Origin of the sequence: Blastopirellula marina DSM 3645 (genome assembly GCF_000153105.1) — a bacterium.
Classification (GTDB): domain Bacteria; phylum Planctomycetota; class Planctomycetia; order Pirellulales; family Pirellulaceae; genus Blastopirellula; species Blastopirellula marina.
In genome coordinates this window covers 2,908,466-2,924,528 of record NZ_CH672376.1, presented here as the reverse complement: position 1 = coordinate 2,924,528, position 16,063 = coordinate 2,908,466, and the positions used below count along the sequence as shown (strand labels likewise).

General features: G+C 57.5%; 9 protein-coding genes. 6 read left to right on the top strand and 3 right to left on the bottom strand.

Annotated elements, in window-relative coordinates; genetic code table 11:
* Positions 1-1,053: 1,053 nt before the first annotated feature.
* The 6 genes from DSM3645_RS13825 to DSM3645_RS13800 all read left to right on the top strand — a co-directional run bounded on the left by DSM3645_RS13825 (position 1,054) and on the right by DSM3645_RS13800 (position 10,151).
* On the top strand, positions 1,054-2,022 hold the full coding sequence (locus tag DSM3645_RS13825) for a DUF1559 domain-containing protein (RefSeq protein ID WP_002652825.1): 969 nt from the start codon (positions 1,054-1,056) through the stop codon (positions 2,020-2,022).
* A gap of 107 nt (positions 2,023-2,129) precedes the next feature.
* On the top strand, positions 2,130-2,564 hold the full coding sequence (locus DSM3645_RS13820) for a carboxypeptidase-like regulatory domain-containing protein (RefSeq protein ID WP_002652824.1): 435 nt from the start codon (positions 2,130-2,132) through the stop codon (positions 2,562-2,564).
* Positions 2,565-3,178: 614 nt separating this feature from the next.
* The gene (locus DSM3645_RS13815; RefSeq protein WP_040351838.1) at positions 3,179-4,135 is read left to right on the top strand and encodes a DUF1559 domain-containing protein; all 957 of its coding nucleotides are present in this window, start codon (positions 3,179-3,181) and stop codon (positions 4,133-4,135) included.
* A 60-nt stretch (positions 4,136-4,195) separates the two neighbouring features.
* Positions 4,196-4,711, top strand: a complete 516-nt coding sequence (locus DSM3645_RS13810) for a hypothetical protein (protein WP_002652821.1) — start codon at positions 4,196-4,198, stop codon at positions 4,709-4,711.
* A gap of 118 nt (positions 4,712-4,829) precedes the next feature.
* Positions 4,830-7,022 carry a G8 domain-containing protein gene (locus tag DSM3645_RS13805; protein ID WP_002652820.1) on the top strand — a complete coding sequence of 731 codons (2,193 nt, stop codon included), beginning with the start codon at positions 4,830-4,832 and terminating at the stop codon, positions 7,020-7,022.
* Between the two features lie 498 nt (positions 7,023-7,520).
* Complete coding sequence (locus tag DSM3645_RS13800) at positions 7,521-10,151, top strand: HEAT repeat domain-containing protein (protein ID WP_002652818.1); 2,631 nt, start codon at positions 7,521-7,523, stop codon at positions 10,149-10,151.
* 104 nt (positions 10,152-10,255) lie between these two features.
* On the opposite strand, the gene DSM3645_RS13795 is transcribed toward DSM3645_RS13800, so the two are convergent.
* The 3 genes from DSM3645_RS13795 to DSM3645_RS13785 form a co-directional block, all read right to left on the bottom strand.
* Positions 10,256-11,668, bottom strand: a complete 1,413-nt coding sequence (locus tag DSM3645_RS13795; RefSeq protein WP_050769379.1) for a DUF1501 domain-containing protein — start codon at positions 11,666-11,668, stop codon at positions 10,256-10,258.
* A 52-nt stretch (positions 11,669-11,720) separates the two neighbouring features.
* A complete protein-coding gene (locus DSM3645_RS13790; RefSeq protein WP_040351837.1) occupies positions 11,721-14,783 on the bottom strand; it encodes a PSD1 and planctomycete cytochrome C domain-containing protein in 3,063 nt (1,020 codons plus the stop codon).
* Between the two features lie 238 nt (positions 14,784-15,021).
* Positions 15,022-15,978, bottom strand: a complete 957-nt coding sequence (locus tag DSM3645_RS13785) for a DUF1559 domain-containing protein (protein ID WP_002652815.1) — start codon at positions 15,976-15,978, stop codon at positions 15,022-15,024.
* Between the last annotated feature and the right edge of the window lie 85 nt (positions 15,979-16,063).

Here is a 16,063-nt window from a genome sequence, read left to right as displayed (position 1 = left end):
CCAAGAGCAGTCAAGCCGGGCGAGAGCTGCCGCCTGGCTCGCGTTTCCGAGTCAGGTACGCTCTTAAGAAACCATCAATTATCTGCTCGCCACACCGCAATCGACCGCGAATTTGTGCGTATTGTCAACGGACAATCTTTGCCCCGTCTGGCAAGGTCGGACGAGCGGCTGAGCGCCGGAGCATGTTCATCTGCTGGTATCGCCATCCAGCCGCAAGGCCACCTCACAGGAAGTGCATGAGTACAACGCGGCGGCATCAATCTTCATAGTCCGAAGCGCCAGTTTAGAAATTGCGCTATTTTCCAGAAGAGAAGAATAGAACGCGGTCAATCCACGGATGAAGCACGGACGATACGGCGAGAAGCAGCATGACGCCGCACCGCAGAAACGGACAATTCGCGGCCGCGAAAGTCGCCAACAAGTAAAGTTCTTAGGACTGAAAGACCAGCCTAAATTAGCCCGGGGTGAAGTCATTGAAATTTACAGATCGCAGCCCCGAGCCATCGTGAAAAACCGTGATGCTGACGTTGGACAAAAATGTCGAGAACTCAAGCACAAACGTCCGCAAATCCAACAACACCGAACACTTAGCATTAAATAATGCCCCTCGGCCTCTTTACTACCCTATGCCATCCAAGCGTTGGTTCTGAGATGTCGCGTCATTGGTAACGGCAATAGATGGCTGACTTGTAGGGGAGGCATCTCTTCCCTCTCACGGGCTAATGGAGCCTACAGGCAAGATACTCCCCTTAAAACCGAGCATTTACGGCGTATCATCCACCCTTTTAACAGAGCAACCGTTGACGCGAAGCAAATTTTCAGAGAAAATGAATCTGTTATGTAATCAATCAGAAATATAGATGAATTCGCTTTTTCGATTGGTGCACAGGTCTCCGCACTGCTCCAGAGCTTTTGTGCGGATCACGCGATGAGCAAAACACGGCTCGCAGAAGACGGCATCGGCATCCCCTGCTGATTTGCAAACTCCGCTTTCAAGACCAACGCACCAGCAGACCCCAGGCATATTTGTCATCCCGTACAGGAGTCCCGCAGATGATCTCAATTCGCTCAGTTGGAGTTGACCAAAATATCATTCCCCCGGCATCGCAGCACCGCAAAGGATTCACGCTCGTCGAGCTCTTGGTCGTCATCGCGATCATCGGCGTGTTGATTGCATTGTTGCTGCCGGCCGTGCAACAAGCGCGCGAAGCGGCGCGTCGAATGCAATGCAGTAACAACATGAAGCAAATTGGGCTGGGGCTGCACAATTACCATGACACGTTCCAATCGCTCCCCTCCTTGGCCATCAATCCGGCCGATTCGTCGAAGAAGCGGAGTTGGGGTTGGTCCGCTTTGATCCTGCCATTTCTTGAGCAAAACGCACTTTATGAAACCGCTGGTATCGGCCGGGGGCGACTGCTCGACGACGAATTGAGCACCAGTGCGCGACAAGTCATCAAAGCCTATCGTTGCCCCTCAGACCCAGGTCTCGATGTGGATGATCCTTCGCAGCGATTTCTCAAGCAAGGAGCATCGAACTACGCGGCTTACTTTCATTCGCGCAGCGGCCCTTCGCTGGGATCGACTCTCGCTGATTTCGCCAAAGCGGATGGTGGTTTTTATCACAACAGCGGACGCCGCTTCCGCGATGTGACCGACGGCCTTAGCAATACGCTGGCGATTTCTGAGGCCGCGTCGATTTTGCACGGTGAGGTGCTATGCATGAAATCCTGGGCCGGATGCCAGGAAGGGCGCGACTCGAATTGCGTCGACGACATCGGCATCTCGGGACGTTGGCCGATCAACGACACCTCCAACCACAACCAAGACTTGGAGTGCGAAATGGCCAGCAGCCATCATCCCGGCGGCGTTTTGGCGCTCAAGTTCGATGGCAGCGTCCGGTTTGTGACCGAAAATATCGAGTTCCTGCATACCGCCAACAGCTCCAATGTGACCGCAATCGACAGCGTCTACGAGTATCTGATCGCGATCAATGACGGCAATGTGATTAGCGACTATTAATCGCCGCGCATTTGCCGCTTCTTCTCTCGCTGTGTCTGGCCATAAATCGATGGCCAGACACAAGCGAAGCCCCCGAAACGAGCCTACCGATTCAGGAAATTTCCCCCATGCGATTTATTTCAAAGCAACTGGCCGCTCTTGCGCCCCTGGGCGTTACATTCGTGCTTTTGGTTATTGCAGGTTGCGGCGGCGGTCGCGCTGGCGACGTGCCGGATCTGGGAACCGTGTCGGGAACGGTCACGCTCGACGGCAAGCCGCTGGCGGACGCTACGGTCGGATTCCACAGCGCCACCGCCAAACGGGTTTCGACCGGCGTTACCGATAACGAAGGCAAATATTCGATGTACTTAATGAACGACATCCAAGGCGCCCCGCTCGGCGACAACACCGTGACGATCAGCACCGCAAAAATGGGAGACGACGCCGTCCCAGGCAGTTCCAAACCAGAAACGCTGCCGGCGAAGTACAACAACAAATCGACGCTGACAGCCGACGTCAAGGCCGGCGACAACACGTTCGATTTCCCGCTGCAGTCCAAGTAAAGCGCAATCCCAGAGACCAAGCGGCCCTCGGCAGTCGCTTGGCTTTCGCCCTCGGCAAACTTCATTAGCAGTTTCTTCTCTGCCGGACCAAGCGAACTCTCCCGCCGGCGGCGACTGGGGTTCCTTCTGACTGATGCGAGAGCGGACCGTGGATTCGATCCATCCACGCTTCAGCGGCTTTCGCGATCACAGTTCCGTCGCTTCGGAATTCTCTGCTGCCAGCGTTTGACGAAGGTGCCGTGAAAACGGGAGCGCTGGACGGTCTGGACCTGTCGCACTCGGCGACCCTGGCGGTCACTTTGACGGTGAAGTTGATGGTCGATTCGTTCGCTACAGGGGGCGGCTGATCTGGGAGTTGAGGTCGCCTTCATTGGAACGTAGATCTCAGGCACCGCCGTGGATTCGCCAGACCGTCGGCATGCTGTTCTTGCCGTTGATGCCGAAAATTAGGAGGCCAGAGGTTGTCATTGGAGCCCAATCGGCTAAACTGGCGACAAATTGAGACTGATTCTCAATCCTGCCAGCGTTTTCGCTTGACGGCCTATTCGTCTCTCACCAGACCATTCACGGCTCAGGCTTCCGCTGCCCCCCCGATATTTGGAAAGGCCTTTTGGATGTCACGCCCACAACAATCCCCACGCGGTTTCACGCTCGTTGAATTGCTGGTGGTCATTGCGATCATCGGCGTTCTGATTGCCCTTTTGCTACCTGCGGTTCAACAAGCTCGCGAAGCTGCACGGCGGTTGCAGTGCAGCAATAACCTGAAGCAGATTGGGCTGGCGTTACACAACTATGCAGGAACGCACGGCACTTTCCCGCTTGAGTCGTACGTCTCCGAGTATCCTGACGGAAACTATTACTACAACAGCTGGATCCCCTGTTTGTTGCCGTACTTTGAGCAAACTGCGTTGGCGAATCTCTATGATCAAAACTACGCGTTTTTTGATGTCAAGAATCAAGCGGCGATCGAAACGAAGTTAAGCGTTTTTGAGTGCCCATCGACTCCGGGAGGCACGCAACTGACTCCCGAGCTTCGTTATCGCGACTCGTCCGGCTTTAATATCGATTCTGACCGCGGAGGCTGGACGACCGACTATGCAGGCCAACGAGGAATCCATAGCAGCACCCATGCGATTTATGCACCCGGCGCAGGCAGCACGAATCATCTAGGCATCTTCGGTGGCGGCGGAACGGGGCGCAAGTTCCGCGACATTACGGACGGAACGACTAACACGATTATCGTGCACGAATCGGCCGGTCGCGCGCAATGGCTGCATCGTGACAATGGAGAACTAATCAGCGCGAAACCGGAGTTCGGCGGCTGGTTCGACTATTGGGCCGGCCCTTCCGCAGGCTGGATGTATGGTTTTGAAGATGACGGGGTGACGAAAAAAGGCCCTCGCTTTATCAACGCCTCGAACAAGTGGGCGAATCCGCTTGGTTTTCATACCGGCGGAATTGAAGTCGCCTTGTCCGATGGATCGGTACGATTTTTGAGCGAGACGACAAACAACAACGTCTTTATTGCGTTATGCACCTACAGCGGAGGAGAAGTCGTCAGTGAAGACTAGACGACCTTCCGGCAAAACTCCTTTGCACGATCTCATTCGCCTTCCTGTAGGAACTATTTCATGTTGATTCCGCTTGCATTCGTCGCTCGTACTGCAAATCGAAACGCGGGCCTCATTGCCGCGAGCCTGGCTTTTACGGTCCTCACCGGTTGCGGTCAGCCAGAAGAACCGCGGCCCGAGTTAATCCCTGTTAAGGGAACCTTTGCGATCAACGGCAAACCTGCCGAAGGCGCCATGCTGGTCTTTCACCCAGCCAATGGAGAAGAATTTGATGTCCGCGGAACGCGCCCTCGTGCGATCGTCGGGCAGGATGGTCAATTTTCGATGACGACCTACCAGTCGGACGACGGAATCCCCGTCGGCGAATACGATCTCTCCGTGCTGTGGTTCGATAATCCAGATGCCTCCAATCCGCATGACAAGTTGGGGGGGCGGTACGCCGTGCCAGGCAAATCGAATCTGCGTGTTTTGATTGACGAAAATACTACCGAGTTAGAGCCTCTAACCATGGCTGGGGTCCGATTCGCCACGCGTCGTCCTCGTTCTGATCCGGCTGATTTTGACCAAGTGGATTAACGCGATTTCCCCAACGGCACTGTCATCTCTCCAACACTAAAGGGCGCTCGTTGATCTCCGCGCCCTGAAACTTCACTCCAAGTACGCTTCTCTCTCTAGAGATACGGAAACAAATTCTATGATTATGAAATCACATTGCGTCGCTTCGTTCCTGCTGACGATCACCTCGTTCAGCCTCTCTGTTGCATCCGCCGAAGATCACAAGCATCATCACGCGATGGCGCAGCAATCGCCTGACGTTCTTCGCACGTCCGCCAGCGGTCCCTGGTCTGCAGCGACCACTTGGGAAAAAGGGAAAGTTCCCCAGGCCGGGGATCGCGTCGTGATTCGCCAGGCGCATGAGGTCCTTTATGATGTCGATTCCGATCAGGTAATTCGTGGAGTTCAGATTGCAGGAACGCTGAAGTTCGCCACGGACCGCGACACGCGACTAGAAGTTGGCCTGATTCGCATCGAAGCGAACGAGCAATACAGCGAAGAAGGGTTTGATTGTCAGCATGCTCCTGACGATGCGGGACACAACCATGAACACGAATTAACGCATTCTCAGCGTGCCGCCCTAGAGATCGGCACGATCGAGAGTCCCTTGTCCGCCGATCACCAAGCGACGATTCGCCTTCACTACCTGGAGGGGATGGATCCCAATACGTGCCCGGCGATTGTTTGCTGCGGCGGGCGCATGGACATCCATGGAGCTCCGCTGGAGCGAACTTGGATCAAGCTTCCTTACCAGACGGCGAAGGTGGGCGAATCTCGACTGGTGATGCCTGCTTCTCTGCCGGGGTGGAAAGTAGGAGATCGAATCATCATCACCGGCACCACACGTCAATTCGGCTACATCGGCACGCGTCATCGCCGAGACGGAGATGACAATTCGGTAGCGGATAACCCCACGACCGAAGAACGGGTCATTACGCGAATGCGTAAGTGGGGCGGAATCGATTCAAAACTGCAGATCGTCAGTCTCGACAAACCGCTGGCGTTTGATCATTTAGGCGCAGGCGAATACCGCGCGGAGGTTGCGAATCTGTCACGAAACGTCGTGGTGGAATCCGCGAATCCCGATGGAATCCGTGGACACACGATGTACCACAACAATTCCGCCGGTGGGATTAGCTACGCCGAGTTTCGTCATCTCGGAAAACGCGGCGTGCTAGGAAAGTACCCACTTCACTATCATCTGGTCGATCAATCGATGCGCGGGAGCAGCTTGATTGGCCTGTCCGTGTGGGACAGTCATAACCGCTGGATCACGATTCATGGGACGCAGTTCCTGGTGGTGAAAGATTGCGTCGGCTACAAGAGCGTTGGTCACGGTTATTTTTTGGAAGATGGAACGGAAGTCTACAACATCTTCGATCGCAATCTGGCGGTTCAAGCTTTGGATGGAGATCCGTTGCCGGAACAGGTTTTGCCCTTCGACAACAATCTCGGATCCGGCTTCTGGTGGGCGAATAGCCTAAATACGTTTACTCGAAACGTCGCGGCGGAATGTGATGAAGACGGATTTCGACTGGAAGTGGTCGAACGAGACGACTTCGACCCGAATCTGAAAATTCTCCAGTCTGACGGCGCCTTCCAAAAAGTCGATATTCGGACTTTGCCGTTCATCCGATTTGACAGCAACGAAGCTCATTGCCAGCGACTATTCGCCGTCAACCTGGGCGGATTCGCGGGTGGAAGATTCCAAGACAAAGACAGCGACGTGGAAGGGGTAGGACCTGATTACCAGCACCCGTTTATCCTTCGCAATACGAAGATATGGGATTCTCACTGGGCCTTTCACATCGGTTCTCCTTGCGTGAAGATCCAAGATGCCCAACTACACGATTGTGCATACGGGCTATGGCGTTGCGTCATGCACCGGCACGAGCATCTGCGCATGAACTTTTCGCAGGTGAATACTACCGTATTCTTTCCGCGGGGCTCGAATGACGCTGACTACAAATATGGAGTTGAAGACTACTTCGACCTCGAGCCGGTGGATGATCAGCCCCCCATTACCGTCATTACGTCTGTTCAACCGATTTCCAGCGGCATGATCCGCGTTCAAGGGCTGACGACCGACAATTACGATGTCAAGCAGATCCTCGTGAATGGCGCGCCTGCACGCTTGATCGACCCCGCTGGAATGGACTGGACCATTGACTTGCAAGTGAAGCCAGGCGCCCCCGTTAAAATTGCCGCTCATGCCGAAGATGAGAACGGCAATTCCGAAACCAAAGGGCACATCCTGCACTACCACCAGCAAGAGGGCTCGGGCCCATCGAGCGGTGGACATCAAGTCACGACTTCCCACGCAGGACACTAGTAACGCGACGCGGGTAAGATAAACCAGAATCGGAACGCGCCGAACGTTCCGATTCTTTCAGGCTCGCTGAACATTGCGAAAGAATAAAGTCACCATCACGCCAGAATGTCATGCACCACGTGCCTATACACGTCGGTCAGACGAAAGTCTCTTCCTTAGTGACGGTAGGTCCGCTTTTCGTGATTGGACGAGGAAAGAAATTCCGCTCAAGCCAAGATCAACTTACGCGCACATTCCATTTCGGCACCGCCATTCACCCGCGTTCCTTATTTATCCATTTTGCTTGGCATGGCCAAGGCGAGCGGAGGCTTCCGTGGCGGAAAAATTTCAGAAATCCCCCAAACCCTAGACATGGCGGGGCCCGATGCTAAGATGCGGATGGGAATAGGCTTGGAGCGATTCCAGACTCGATTTGGTTCAACCCAAATGTGAAATCCCGGTTGATACGCACGGAAAGACCGGCGCGGAATTCTTTAGGGCCATTGGAGATCGCCTTGCATGCTGCCGAGCGACGACAGCGCAGAAAAACGGCGTCAGCTCCACAAGCTGATCCAACATCAGAACCAGCCGGATGAACCCCGGCGGCGGCCCTGGCTGGTGAAAGGCATCGTGCTCGTCGGCATCGTGGCGGCTGCGGGGCTCTATTTCGGGCTGGTACGGAAAGTGTGGGAGCTAGACCAGCAGAGCCGGCTAGATCAACCTGCCCCCGCGACCGCTCAGCTTCCGCCTGCCGCCAAGGTGGATCAACTTTCCCCGGCGGAGCTGCAGCAAATACTCGCTGGCGACGATGTCGACTCTCAGCGCGAGGCGATCATTCAGCTCGCAAAACTGCATCCACCGGAGGCGGCGACGATTGAATCGCTGGCAAAGCTGCTGACACATGCTGAACTGGCGCCGCAGGCAGTCGATGCGCTAGGCGCGATCGGTTTTGAGGCCAACCAAGCGGCGGCGGATCTGCAAAAGCTGGCGGCGGAAGAGGGCGCCCCGGCGATGCGGCGTCGCGCGGTCGCCGCTCTGTTGCGAATCAATCCCTTCTTCGTCGTTGACTTGCCGCCTCAAGCCGATGCTGATTTGCTGGCGCTCTTGGCCAGCCAGGACGAAATTACACGACGTTATGCCGCCGCCTGCTTGGGCGCACGTCAGGCCCAGGGAGCGAACATTGAGAAAGCGCTGACCGAACTGCTGAACGACGAAAATGATGAACGAATTGCCGCGATCGCCAGATTGGCGCTGTCCCAGATTCGCGGCGCTGAGCTTCCGACGCCGGCTGGCGAGCTGATTGAGCGAGCGACCAGCGACCTAGATTACATCGCCGCCGAACAACTGGTGCGCACCTACAGTCCAGACGTAGTGGTCGAGCTAGTATTTGCCATGACCCGCAACCGAGCCAGCGATGCCTCAGGTCCACCGACCATCGCGATTCGGGCCTGGGGTGCGGAGGCGGCGCCCTCTTTGATCGAGGTGCTCAGGAGCGACGACGTGCGCTCGAAAGAACTGGCTGCCGAGCTCCTGGAGGAACTTGGCCCAATTGCGGCGCCCGCTGTGCCTGCGCTGATTGCCTGCCTCGATGAATCCGATGGACGAGTGCGGATCTGTGCCGTTGAAGCGCTCCGCGCGATCGGCCCTGCCGCCAACGAAGCGATCGGCCCGCTGAGTAAATTGACTCTCGACGGTCGCGAAATCGATCTGGCGGTCGCCCTGTATTGCCTCGAGCCAACGCCCGATCGCCTGGATTCCGCTCGAAAACTGATTGAGCCCAAGCTACCCGGCCCGTACAACCAGTTCGGAACAAGCTGGCATCAACTCAAGCAGCTGCAGCCGCGGCCGATCGCGTGGCTGGTCGAACTCATGGGCGACAGCCCCAACGGCTTCTGCCGGCGAAACGTGTCCCATGTGCTGATCGAGGAGGCCGAAAGGGGTGAGGCCCACGTTGACCAGCTCGCCCAACTCCTGAGCCGACCACCCGCCCCAATCAGGACTTTCGACGACGACCAGTTCGAACCGGCCCGGCTGGCCGCGGACGTGCTGGCTGCAATCGGTCCGCCTGCCGCCTCGGCCACGGACGATCTGCTCAAGCAGCTCGACTCGCCGAGCTGGCGAATCCGTCGTTCATCAGCTCGAGCGTTGGGCCGCGTCGCGACGCGAGAATCAGCACCCCGGATCGTCAAGGCTCTCCGTGCGACCCCGCGCGATGCGAGCGAAGCTTCCCTCGCCGCGGAGTTCGCCATTCGGCAGATCGGCGTGCGGCTGGGACCGGACCTGTCCGACATGCCGAAGAGCACGCGAGCTGCGATCGCCAGCACCGCTCCCTATGCCCAGCGCGTGACCCAAGGTGCGGCGCTCTGGACGCCGCCCTACGACGCCAACATCGATCCGCCGTCCGCGGCGCGGCCGTCGTCGATTCGAAGAACACTGCCAGACTATGTGGCGGACTCGGAGCATTTTGGGCTTGGGAACCGTGGTGATGCGGAGAGGATTCTGGAGTTTGGCGAGGGACCACTGCCCGCGCAGTCGGCTGCTCCGCTGCTGCTGCTCTTACACGAACGCCACCGCCTCGAGTTCCATCGTGGGCGCGAGCACGAAGCGATCGTCCACGCTTTGTGGCGGCTGACGCAGTCGCCGCTCATCCCGGCGATCATGGTGGATGCCCGCGTCGCCCCGGCGCAAACAGTCCGCGAGATGGGGTCGGTTGGCGGGGCCCTGGGTCCCTTCCTGCACGGGCACAAAACCGCGTATGGAATGCCCGCGGCGCTGCTGCTGCCGCTGATCGGACCGCGGGCCCACGAGGAACTTCCGGCGCTGTGGGGCCAACTCAAGCGGAGCGATGGCGGCATTTTTAGCGGTGTAGCAGGCCTCACGATTTGGCGGCTCGAAGAAAATCGCGACGTGGCGACCGAGCTGATGCGGCAGTTGAAGCCCGAGCGGGTTCCCTTTGTCGAAGATTGCGAGGGTCGCGGTGATCGTCAGCATATCGCGTGGGCCTTGGGCCGAATTGGGCCCCCCGCCAAGGCGGCAATCCCGCTGCTCGCCGAAGTTGCTTATCGCGATACCCGCGCGTTCGGCGTCGCCGCTGCATGGGCCGCGCGTCAAATCGATCCACAGGCCGCCGCCGAGTGGGGCCTCAAGTGAACATTTTGCTTCCAAGATGCGGGTAAGATAAACCAGAATCGGAACGCGCCGAACGTTCCGATTCTTTCAGGCTCGCTGAACATTGCGAAAGAATAAAGTCACCATCACGCCAGAATGTCATGCACCACGTGCCCATGCACGTCGGTTAGACGAAAATCTCTTCCCTGGCTTCGATAGGTCAGTTTTTCGTGGTTGATCCCCAATAGATGCAGCATGGTTGCGTGGAAATCGTGGACATGGACGATGTTTTCGGCGGCGTTGTAGCCGAGGTCGTCGGTCTTGCCATATTTGAGTCCGCCTTGGATTCCGCCGCCGGCCATCCAAATGGAAAAACCTTTGATGTGATGGTCGCGACCGCTCCCTTGGGCCATGGGGGTGCGGCCGAATTCGCCGCCCCAGACGACGAGCGTGTCGTCCAACATGCCGCGGTTCTTGAGATCGGTCACTAGCGCGGCGGAGGCTTGATCGACTTCGGAAGCGCAGATTTGCATGCCGCGCTCGAGTCCGCCGTGATGATCCCAGCCGCGATGGTAGAGCTGGATGAAGCGGACGCCGCGCTCGGCCAGGCGCCGTGCGAGCAGACAATTCGCGGCGAAGGTTCCGTCGCCTCCTTGCGTTCCGTACATGTCCAGGACGTGCTGCGGTTCGCCGGAGACATCCATCAAGCTGGGGACGCTGGTCTGCATTTTGAAGGCCAGCTCGTACTGTGCGATCCGGGTTGCGATTTCCGGATCGTCGAGCGTCGGTTGGCGCAGCGCGTTCATCTGATTGATCGCGTCGAACACATCTTGCTGCCGCGCGGCGGTGACGCCGGGGGGGCTATTCACATACAGAACCGGATCGCCGGCCGAACGGAACTCAACCCCTTGGTGACGGCTGGGGAGAAATCCGCTGTGCCACTGCCGAGCGGCGATTGGTTGGGCCTGGCCTCCTTTGCCGATCGACGTCAGGACGACGAAGCCCGGCAGATCGTCCGCTTCGCTTCCCAAGCCATATTGCACCCACGACCCCATCGAAGGTCGGCCCGAGATCGACGTGCCGGTGTTCATGAACGTATGGGCCGGATCGTGATTGATCTGCTCGGTGACCATCGAGTTGATGATGCACAGATCGTCGGCGATCTCACCCATCTTCGGGAAGAGCGTCGCGATCGTTTGTCCTGACTCTCCATACCGCTTGAAGTCAAACCGCGGAGCGTAACATTTGAGCTGCTTTCCCTGCAGCTGCGCGATCGGTTGCCCTTGGGTGAACGACTCTGGCATCGGCTGGTTGTCGAGCCGTTTCAGCTCTGGCTTTTCGTCGAACGTCTCCAAGTGCGAAGGACCGCCGGCCTGACAAAGCACGATCACGCGTTTCGCTTGGGGAGCGAAATTCGGGAAGGCGCTCTGCTGTTGGTCGGCGCAGACCGAATCGGCGGTCAGCATCGACGCGAGCGCCGCTGAACCGAGCCCAGCGATTCCATGGCCTAAAAAAGTGCGGCGAGTTTGACGCAGGGAAGCTGCGGATTGGGAATACATAAGGTCGCCTTCGCGGGATGAATCAAACCAAGCGGTCTACGATCCAAGGGCATTAATATCGATTGATGGTCTCGTGCAAGTTCAACAAGATCCGACTGACCGACATCCACGCCGCCAGGTCGATTGCGTCGATCCCCTCCGGCGTAACGTACTCGCCCACGCTCAATAATTGTTGGGCCGACTGCGGATCACTGACATATTGTTGGCGATGCTTTTGATAGGTCGCGGTAAGAATTTGGACTTCGGCTGCGGTCGCGTCGCGCTGCTGTACGGCTTGCATGCCCAAATGGATCTTCGCCTCCGGCCTGTCGTTTCCCTCTTGCAGCAGGCGAACAGCCAGCGCCCGCGCCGCTTCGACGTAGGTCGGATCGTTCATCAGCACGAGCGCCTGTTGCGGCGTATTGGAAATATTCCGGCGCACCGTACATTCTTCCCGCGTCGGCGCGTCGAACGCGGCCAAGCTTGGGTGCAAATAGGTCCGTTGCCAGTGCGTGTAAAGGCCGCGTCGATACAGGTTTCGTCCCTGATCGCGCTGGTATTCGCGTTTCGGAAAGTTCAAGTGCGACCAATACCCAGGCGGTTGATAAGGCCGAGCGCTTTCGCCGCCGATTTGCTCTACCAGCAGACCGCTGGCCGCCAGCGCGTTGTCGCGAATCATTTCGGCCGGAAGTCGATGCGCCGACTGAGCCGCTAAAAACGCATTGCTCAGGTCTTTCTGCTTTTGGCTCGCGGTTCGTGACGACGATCGCTGGTAAGCCTGCGACTGCACGATGCGACGCACCATCTGCTTGACGTCCCAACCGCTCTCGACAAACTCGGTCGCTAGCGCATCCAAGAGTTGCGGATGCGTGGGGATCGCTCCTTGCGAACCAAAGTCGTCTGCGGTCGAGACGAGACCGCGTCCGAACGTTAGCTGCCACAAGCGATTGACAAACACGCGGGCCGTGAGCGGATTGCGCCGATCGACAAACCACTGGGCCAGATCAAGCCGCGTCGCGCGGCGTCCGTCAGTTTCTAAATCGTATCCCAAAAAACCGGGAACCCCCGGCTCGACGATCTCACCGCTGTCGTCCAACCAATTGCCGCGTGGCAACACGCGCATCGTGCGCGGCTCGCTTGATTTGGAAACGAGTGTTGTCGTCATCGAGTCGGCGAGTTGCTTGCGCTGCTCGGTTCGCTCGGCCAGTTCTTTTCTCGCGTGATCCAATTGCGGCGCAATCGTGCGATAATAGGCGGCCAGTTTTTCCTGTTGTGATGCAGTCCGTTTCGCAGCGGGCGTCTCAACAAGATCGCGAATCTCCTGGGGGACGCCGATCGCTTGATTCGCTTGAACGGGTCGGGGAGCGTCGACCAGCGCTACTCGCAATCTGCCGATCGCGTGACTGCTGCCGTAATGGTGCGTCATGGTCAGGGTCAGCTTGCTGGCCGGAGTCAGCGTCACATCATCCGGTAGTTCAAAGACCGCTTCGTTGCCCTTGCCGATGTCAGGCAAGATGGCCCAGCCATCCTTCTGATCGCTGGTCAGCAGACTCGCGATAGGCCAACCTTGTTGCGAATGGGTCGCCGTCGCCGTTTGGAAAGCGACTGGCTTTCCGTCGATGGCCCATTGAATTTCATTGAGGACAAAATTGCCGTTCCCGGCTCGTCCAGGTCCCGCCGCCGGCAGCGAATCATGGGGCAAAACCTCTAGCCGGAGAGCGGTCGCCGTACTTAACTGGGTCGTGAATTCAAGTTCATAGACCGGCTTGTCCGGATTGGCGCCGGCGGCCAGCAGCGAGCCATCTTCCAACTTCTTCCAATCAACCTCGGGGTGCGACTTCATGCTGGTCGGCTGCAGCACTTGCCACGATGGGTCCTCCGGAAGATTGGCTTCCCACTCGGCTTGCGCTTTCGCCAACTCGGGCGTGGGCGTCTGAAGCGATTGACCGAGCGTCATGATCTGTTGATCGAGTTCTTGCAACCGCGTCTCTTGTTGCGGACTGGGGACCGGGATACTCGGGCCCCAATAGCTCGTCTTACTACTGCCGGCGTAAACCCCTTGTTCTTCCAAGTCGGCGAAGAAAGCGGCGAACTGGTAGAACTCTTTGATCGTGTAGGGATCAAACTTATGATCATGACATTCACAGCACCCCATTGTCGCGCCCAGCCAAACGGTGCTCGTCGTGCGAACGCGATCGGCCGCATACTTGGCCAAATACTCTTTCGCCTGAGCGCCCCCTTCGGCGGTGATCATGTTTAGGCGGTTGTAGCCAGAAGCGATTTGCTGCTCGCGAGTCGCATTGGGAAGCAAATCGCCGGCGAGTTGCTCGATGGTGAACTGGTCGAACGGCTTGTTCTCGTTGAACGAGCGAATGACATAGTCACGGTAAGGAGACATGCTCCACTCTTGATCGCCGTGAATCCCGACCGAATCGGCGTAGCGAACCAAGTCGAGCCAATGCATGGCCATCCGTTCGCCGAAGCGCGGCGAGGCCAACAGCTTTTTGACCAGCGCAGCGTACGCCTGATCGGATGGATCGGCGGCGAAGGCGGCGACTTCCGTCGGAGTCGGCGGCAGTCCGGTGAGATCGAAGTAGAGCCGCCGAATGAGCGTGCGCGGATCGGCCTTCGCCGCAGGCTCCAATCCCTTTTCCGCCAGACGTTGATCGATGAACGCGTCGATCGGTGATGATGCGCGTTCCTGCGGAACCTTGACCTGCTTGGGAGGCGCATACGACCAATGCTCGTCGTACTTGGCTCCTTGGGCGATCCACCGGCGAATGAGATCGACTTCGTCACGCGTCAACTTGGGACGACTCGAGTCTGTCGGCGGCATTTGCAAGTCAGGATCTTCGCTCGCGATGCGAGCAAACAGCTCGCTCTCGGCAGGGTTGCCCGGAACGATCACGCTGTCGATTGCGACCTCACGCACGTCCAAACGGAAGTCCGCTTCCCGCGTCCCTTCATCGGGACCGTGACACGTGTAGCAACTGTTCGAGAGCAACGGCTTGATGTCACGCGTGTAGTCGACATCGCCCGCCGATTGGTCGGCGCCTTGCGCCGCGGCGGCGCACGAAACCATCGCCCCCAACATGAGCAGCAAAGTTGCAAAGCGAATCATACGGGCAACGGTCATGCTTGGAAGCCAGCTGAAAGAAAGGGGTAGGGGAAGGCAGGCGGGAAGGAAAGTCTACGGAGCTCATTCGTCAAATCGGGCCGGTAGTAATGCAGTCTAATGGGCGAAGGGGGAACCAACAAGGAAAACAACACGGCGCGCAAAGTTGCTTCGTCTCCGAAGCAAACAGTGCGGCAGGCGCGGTATCTGCATAAGCCGTCGTCACGAAACGCGTGGCGCCGGCGCTCGTGCGATTTTCTTAGGGCAGCGAGAACGTCTCGCTGCCGGCTCGAGAGCCGAGGGCTTGCCATACCTCGAGACCGATGGTTTCGGAAATGAAGTGGACGGAACCGTCGCACATTCCGACTTCAACCCCGCTCGGATGCCGACTCCGCGACGCCGCCGTTTCGCCGCTGCCGTTGACGCCGGTGCATGGCAAATTCAACTCCGGCTTATTCGCCGCGGTTCCGCAACTGGAGCTACGGATCGAGTCAGGCACGCTCGTATTAGGAATTTCACGCGTAAAGATCCAAGCCGCTCCGGGAAAATCATACCAATAAGAACCAACCATCGAGTCGGAGATTGCTCCAGAACCTTTCAACAATTCGCCAAACGCCATGGTGTTGCTTGTGCCGTCGATAATGGACGCCATCTTCACCGTTCGATACCCAAATGCGGCCGGCAAATGATTTGCCGAAAGAGTACGCGTGTCTCCTTTCGTCAGATTGCCGAAGAACACGGCGTAGTTTCCTCTGGCAAACACGTTGCCGGGAAAGGAGGGGTGTTCATAAGTATCCGCTCCCACGCCGTCACTAGGGCACTGCATCATGGAAAGGACCTGGGCCACCGGTCGAGTCGGACCACCTGAATTCGCCGTATTGATCCATACGATGCCGGACTGATTGAAGTCGAACTGATCGTAGATATTTCCCGCTTCCAAATAGGGATAAAGATGAATTCCCCAAGTTAAGCGAGGATTGACAAACTCAGCGTCTATGTTGTTTTGCACGACCCCCGGCGGAAATACCAGATGCGTATCGTGATAATTGTGCGTGGCGAGAACTAGCTGTTTGAGGTTGTTGGTGCACTGCATGCGGCGGGCCGCTTCGCGAGCTTGCTGCACCGCGGGAAGTAAGAGAGCGATTAAAACCCCAATAATCGCGATCACCACCAAGAGTTCAACAAGGGTAAACGCGCGAGATGTTTTGCGAATCACAAGCGTGTCTCCGATAAGAAGAGAGAAGAAAGATTGCAAACCCGAAACAGCATTGGGCAAACGTAAAGCCCGTTCTGAGAACCTC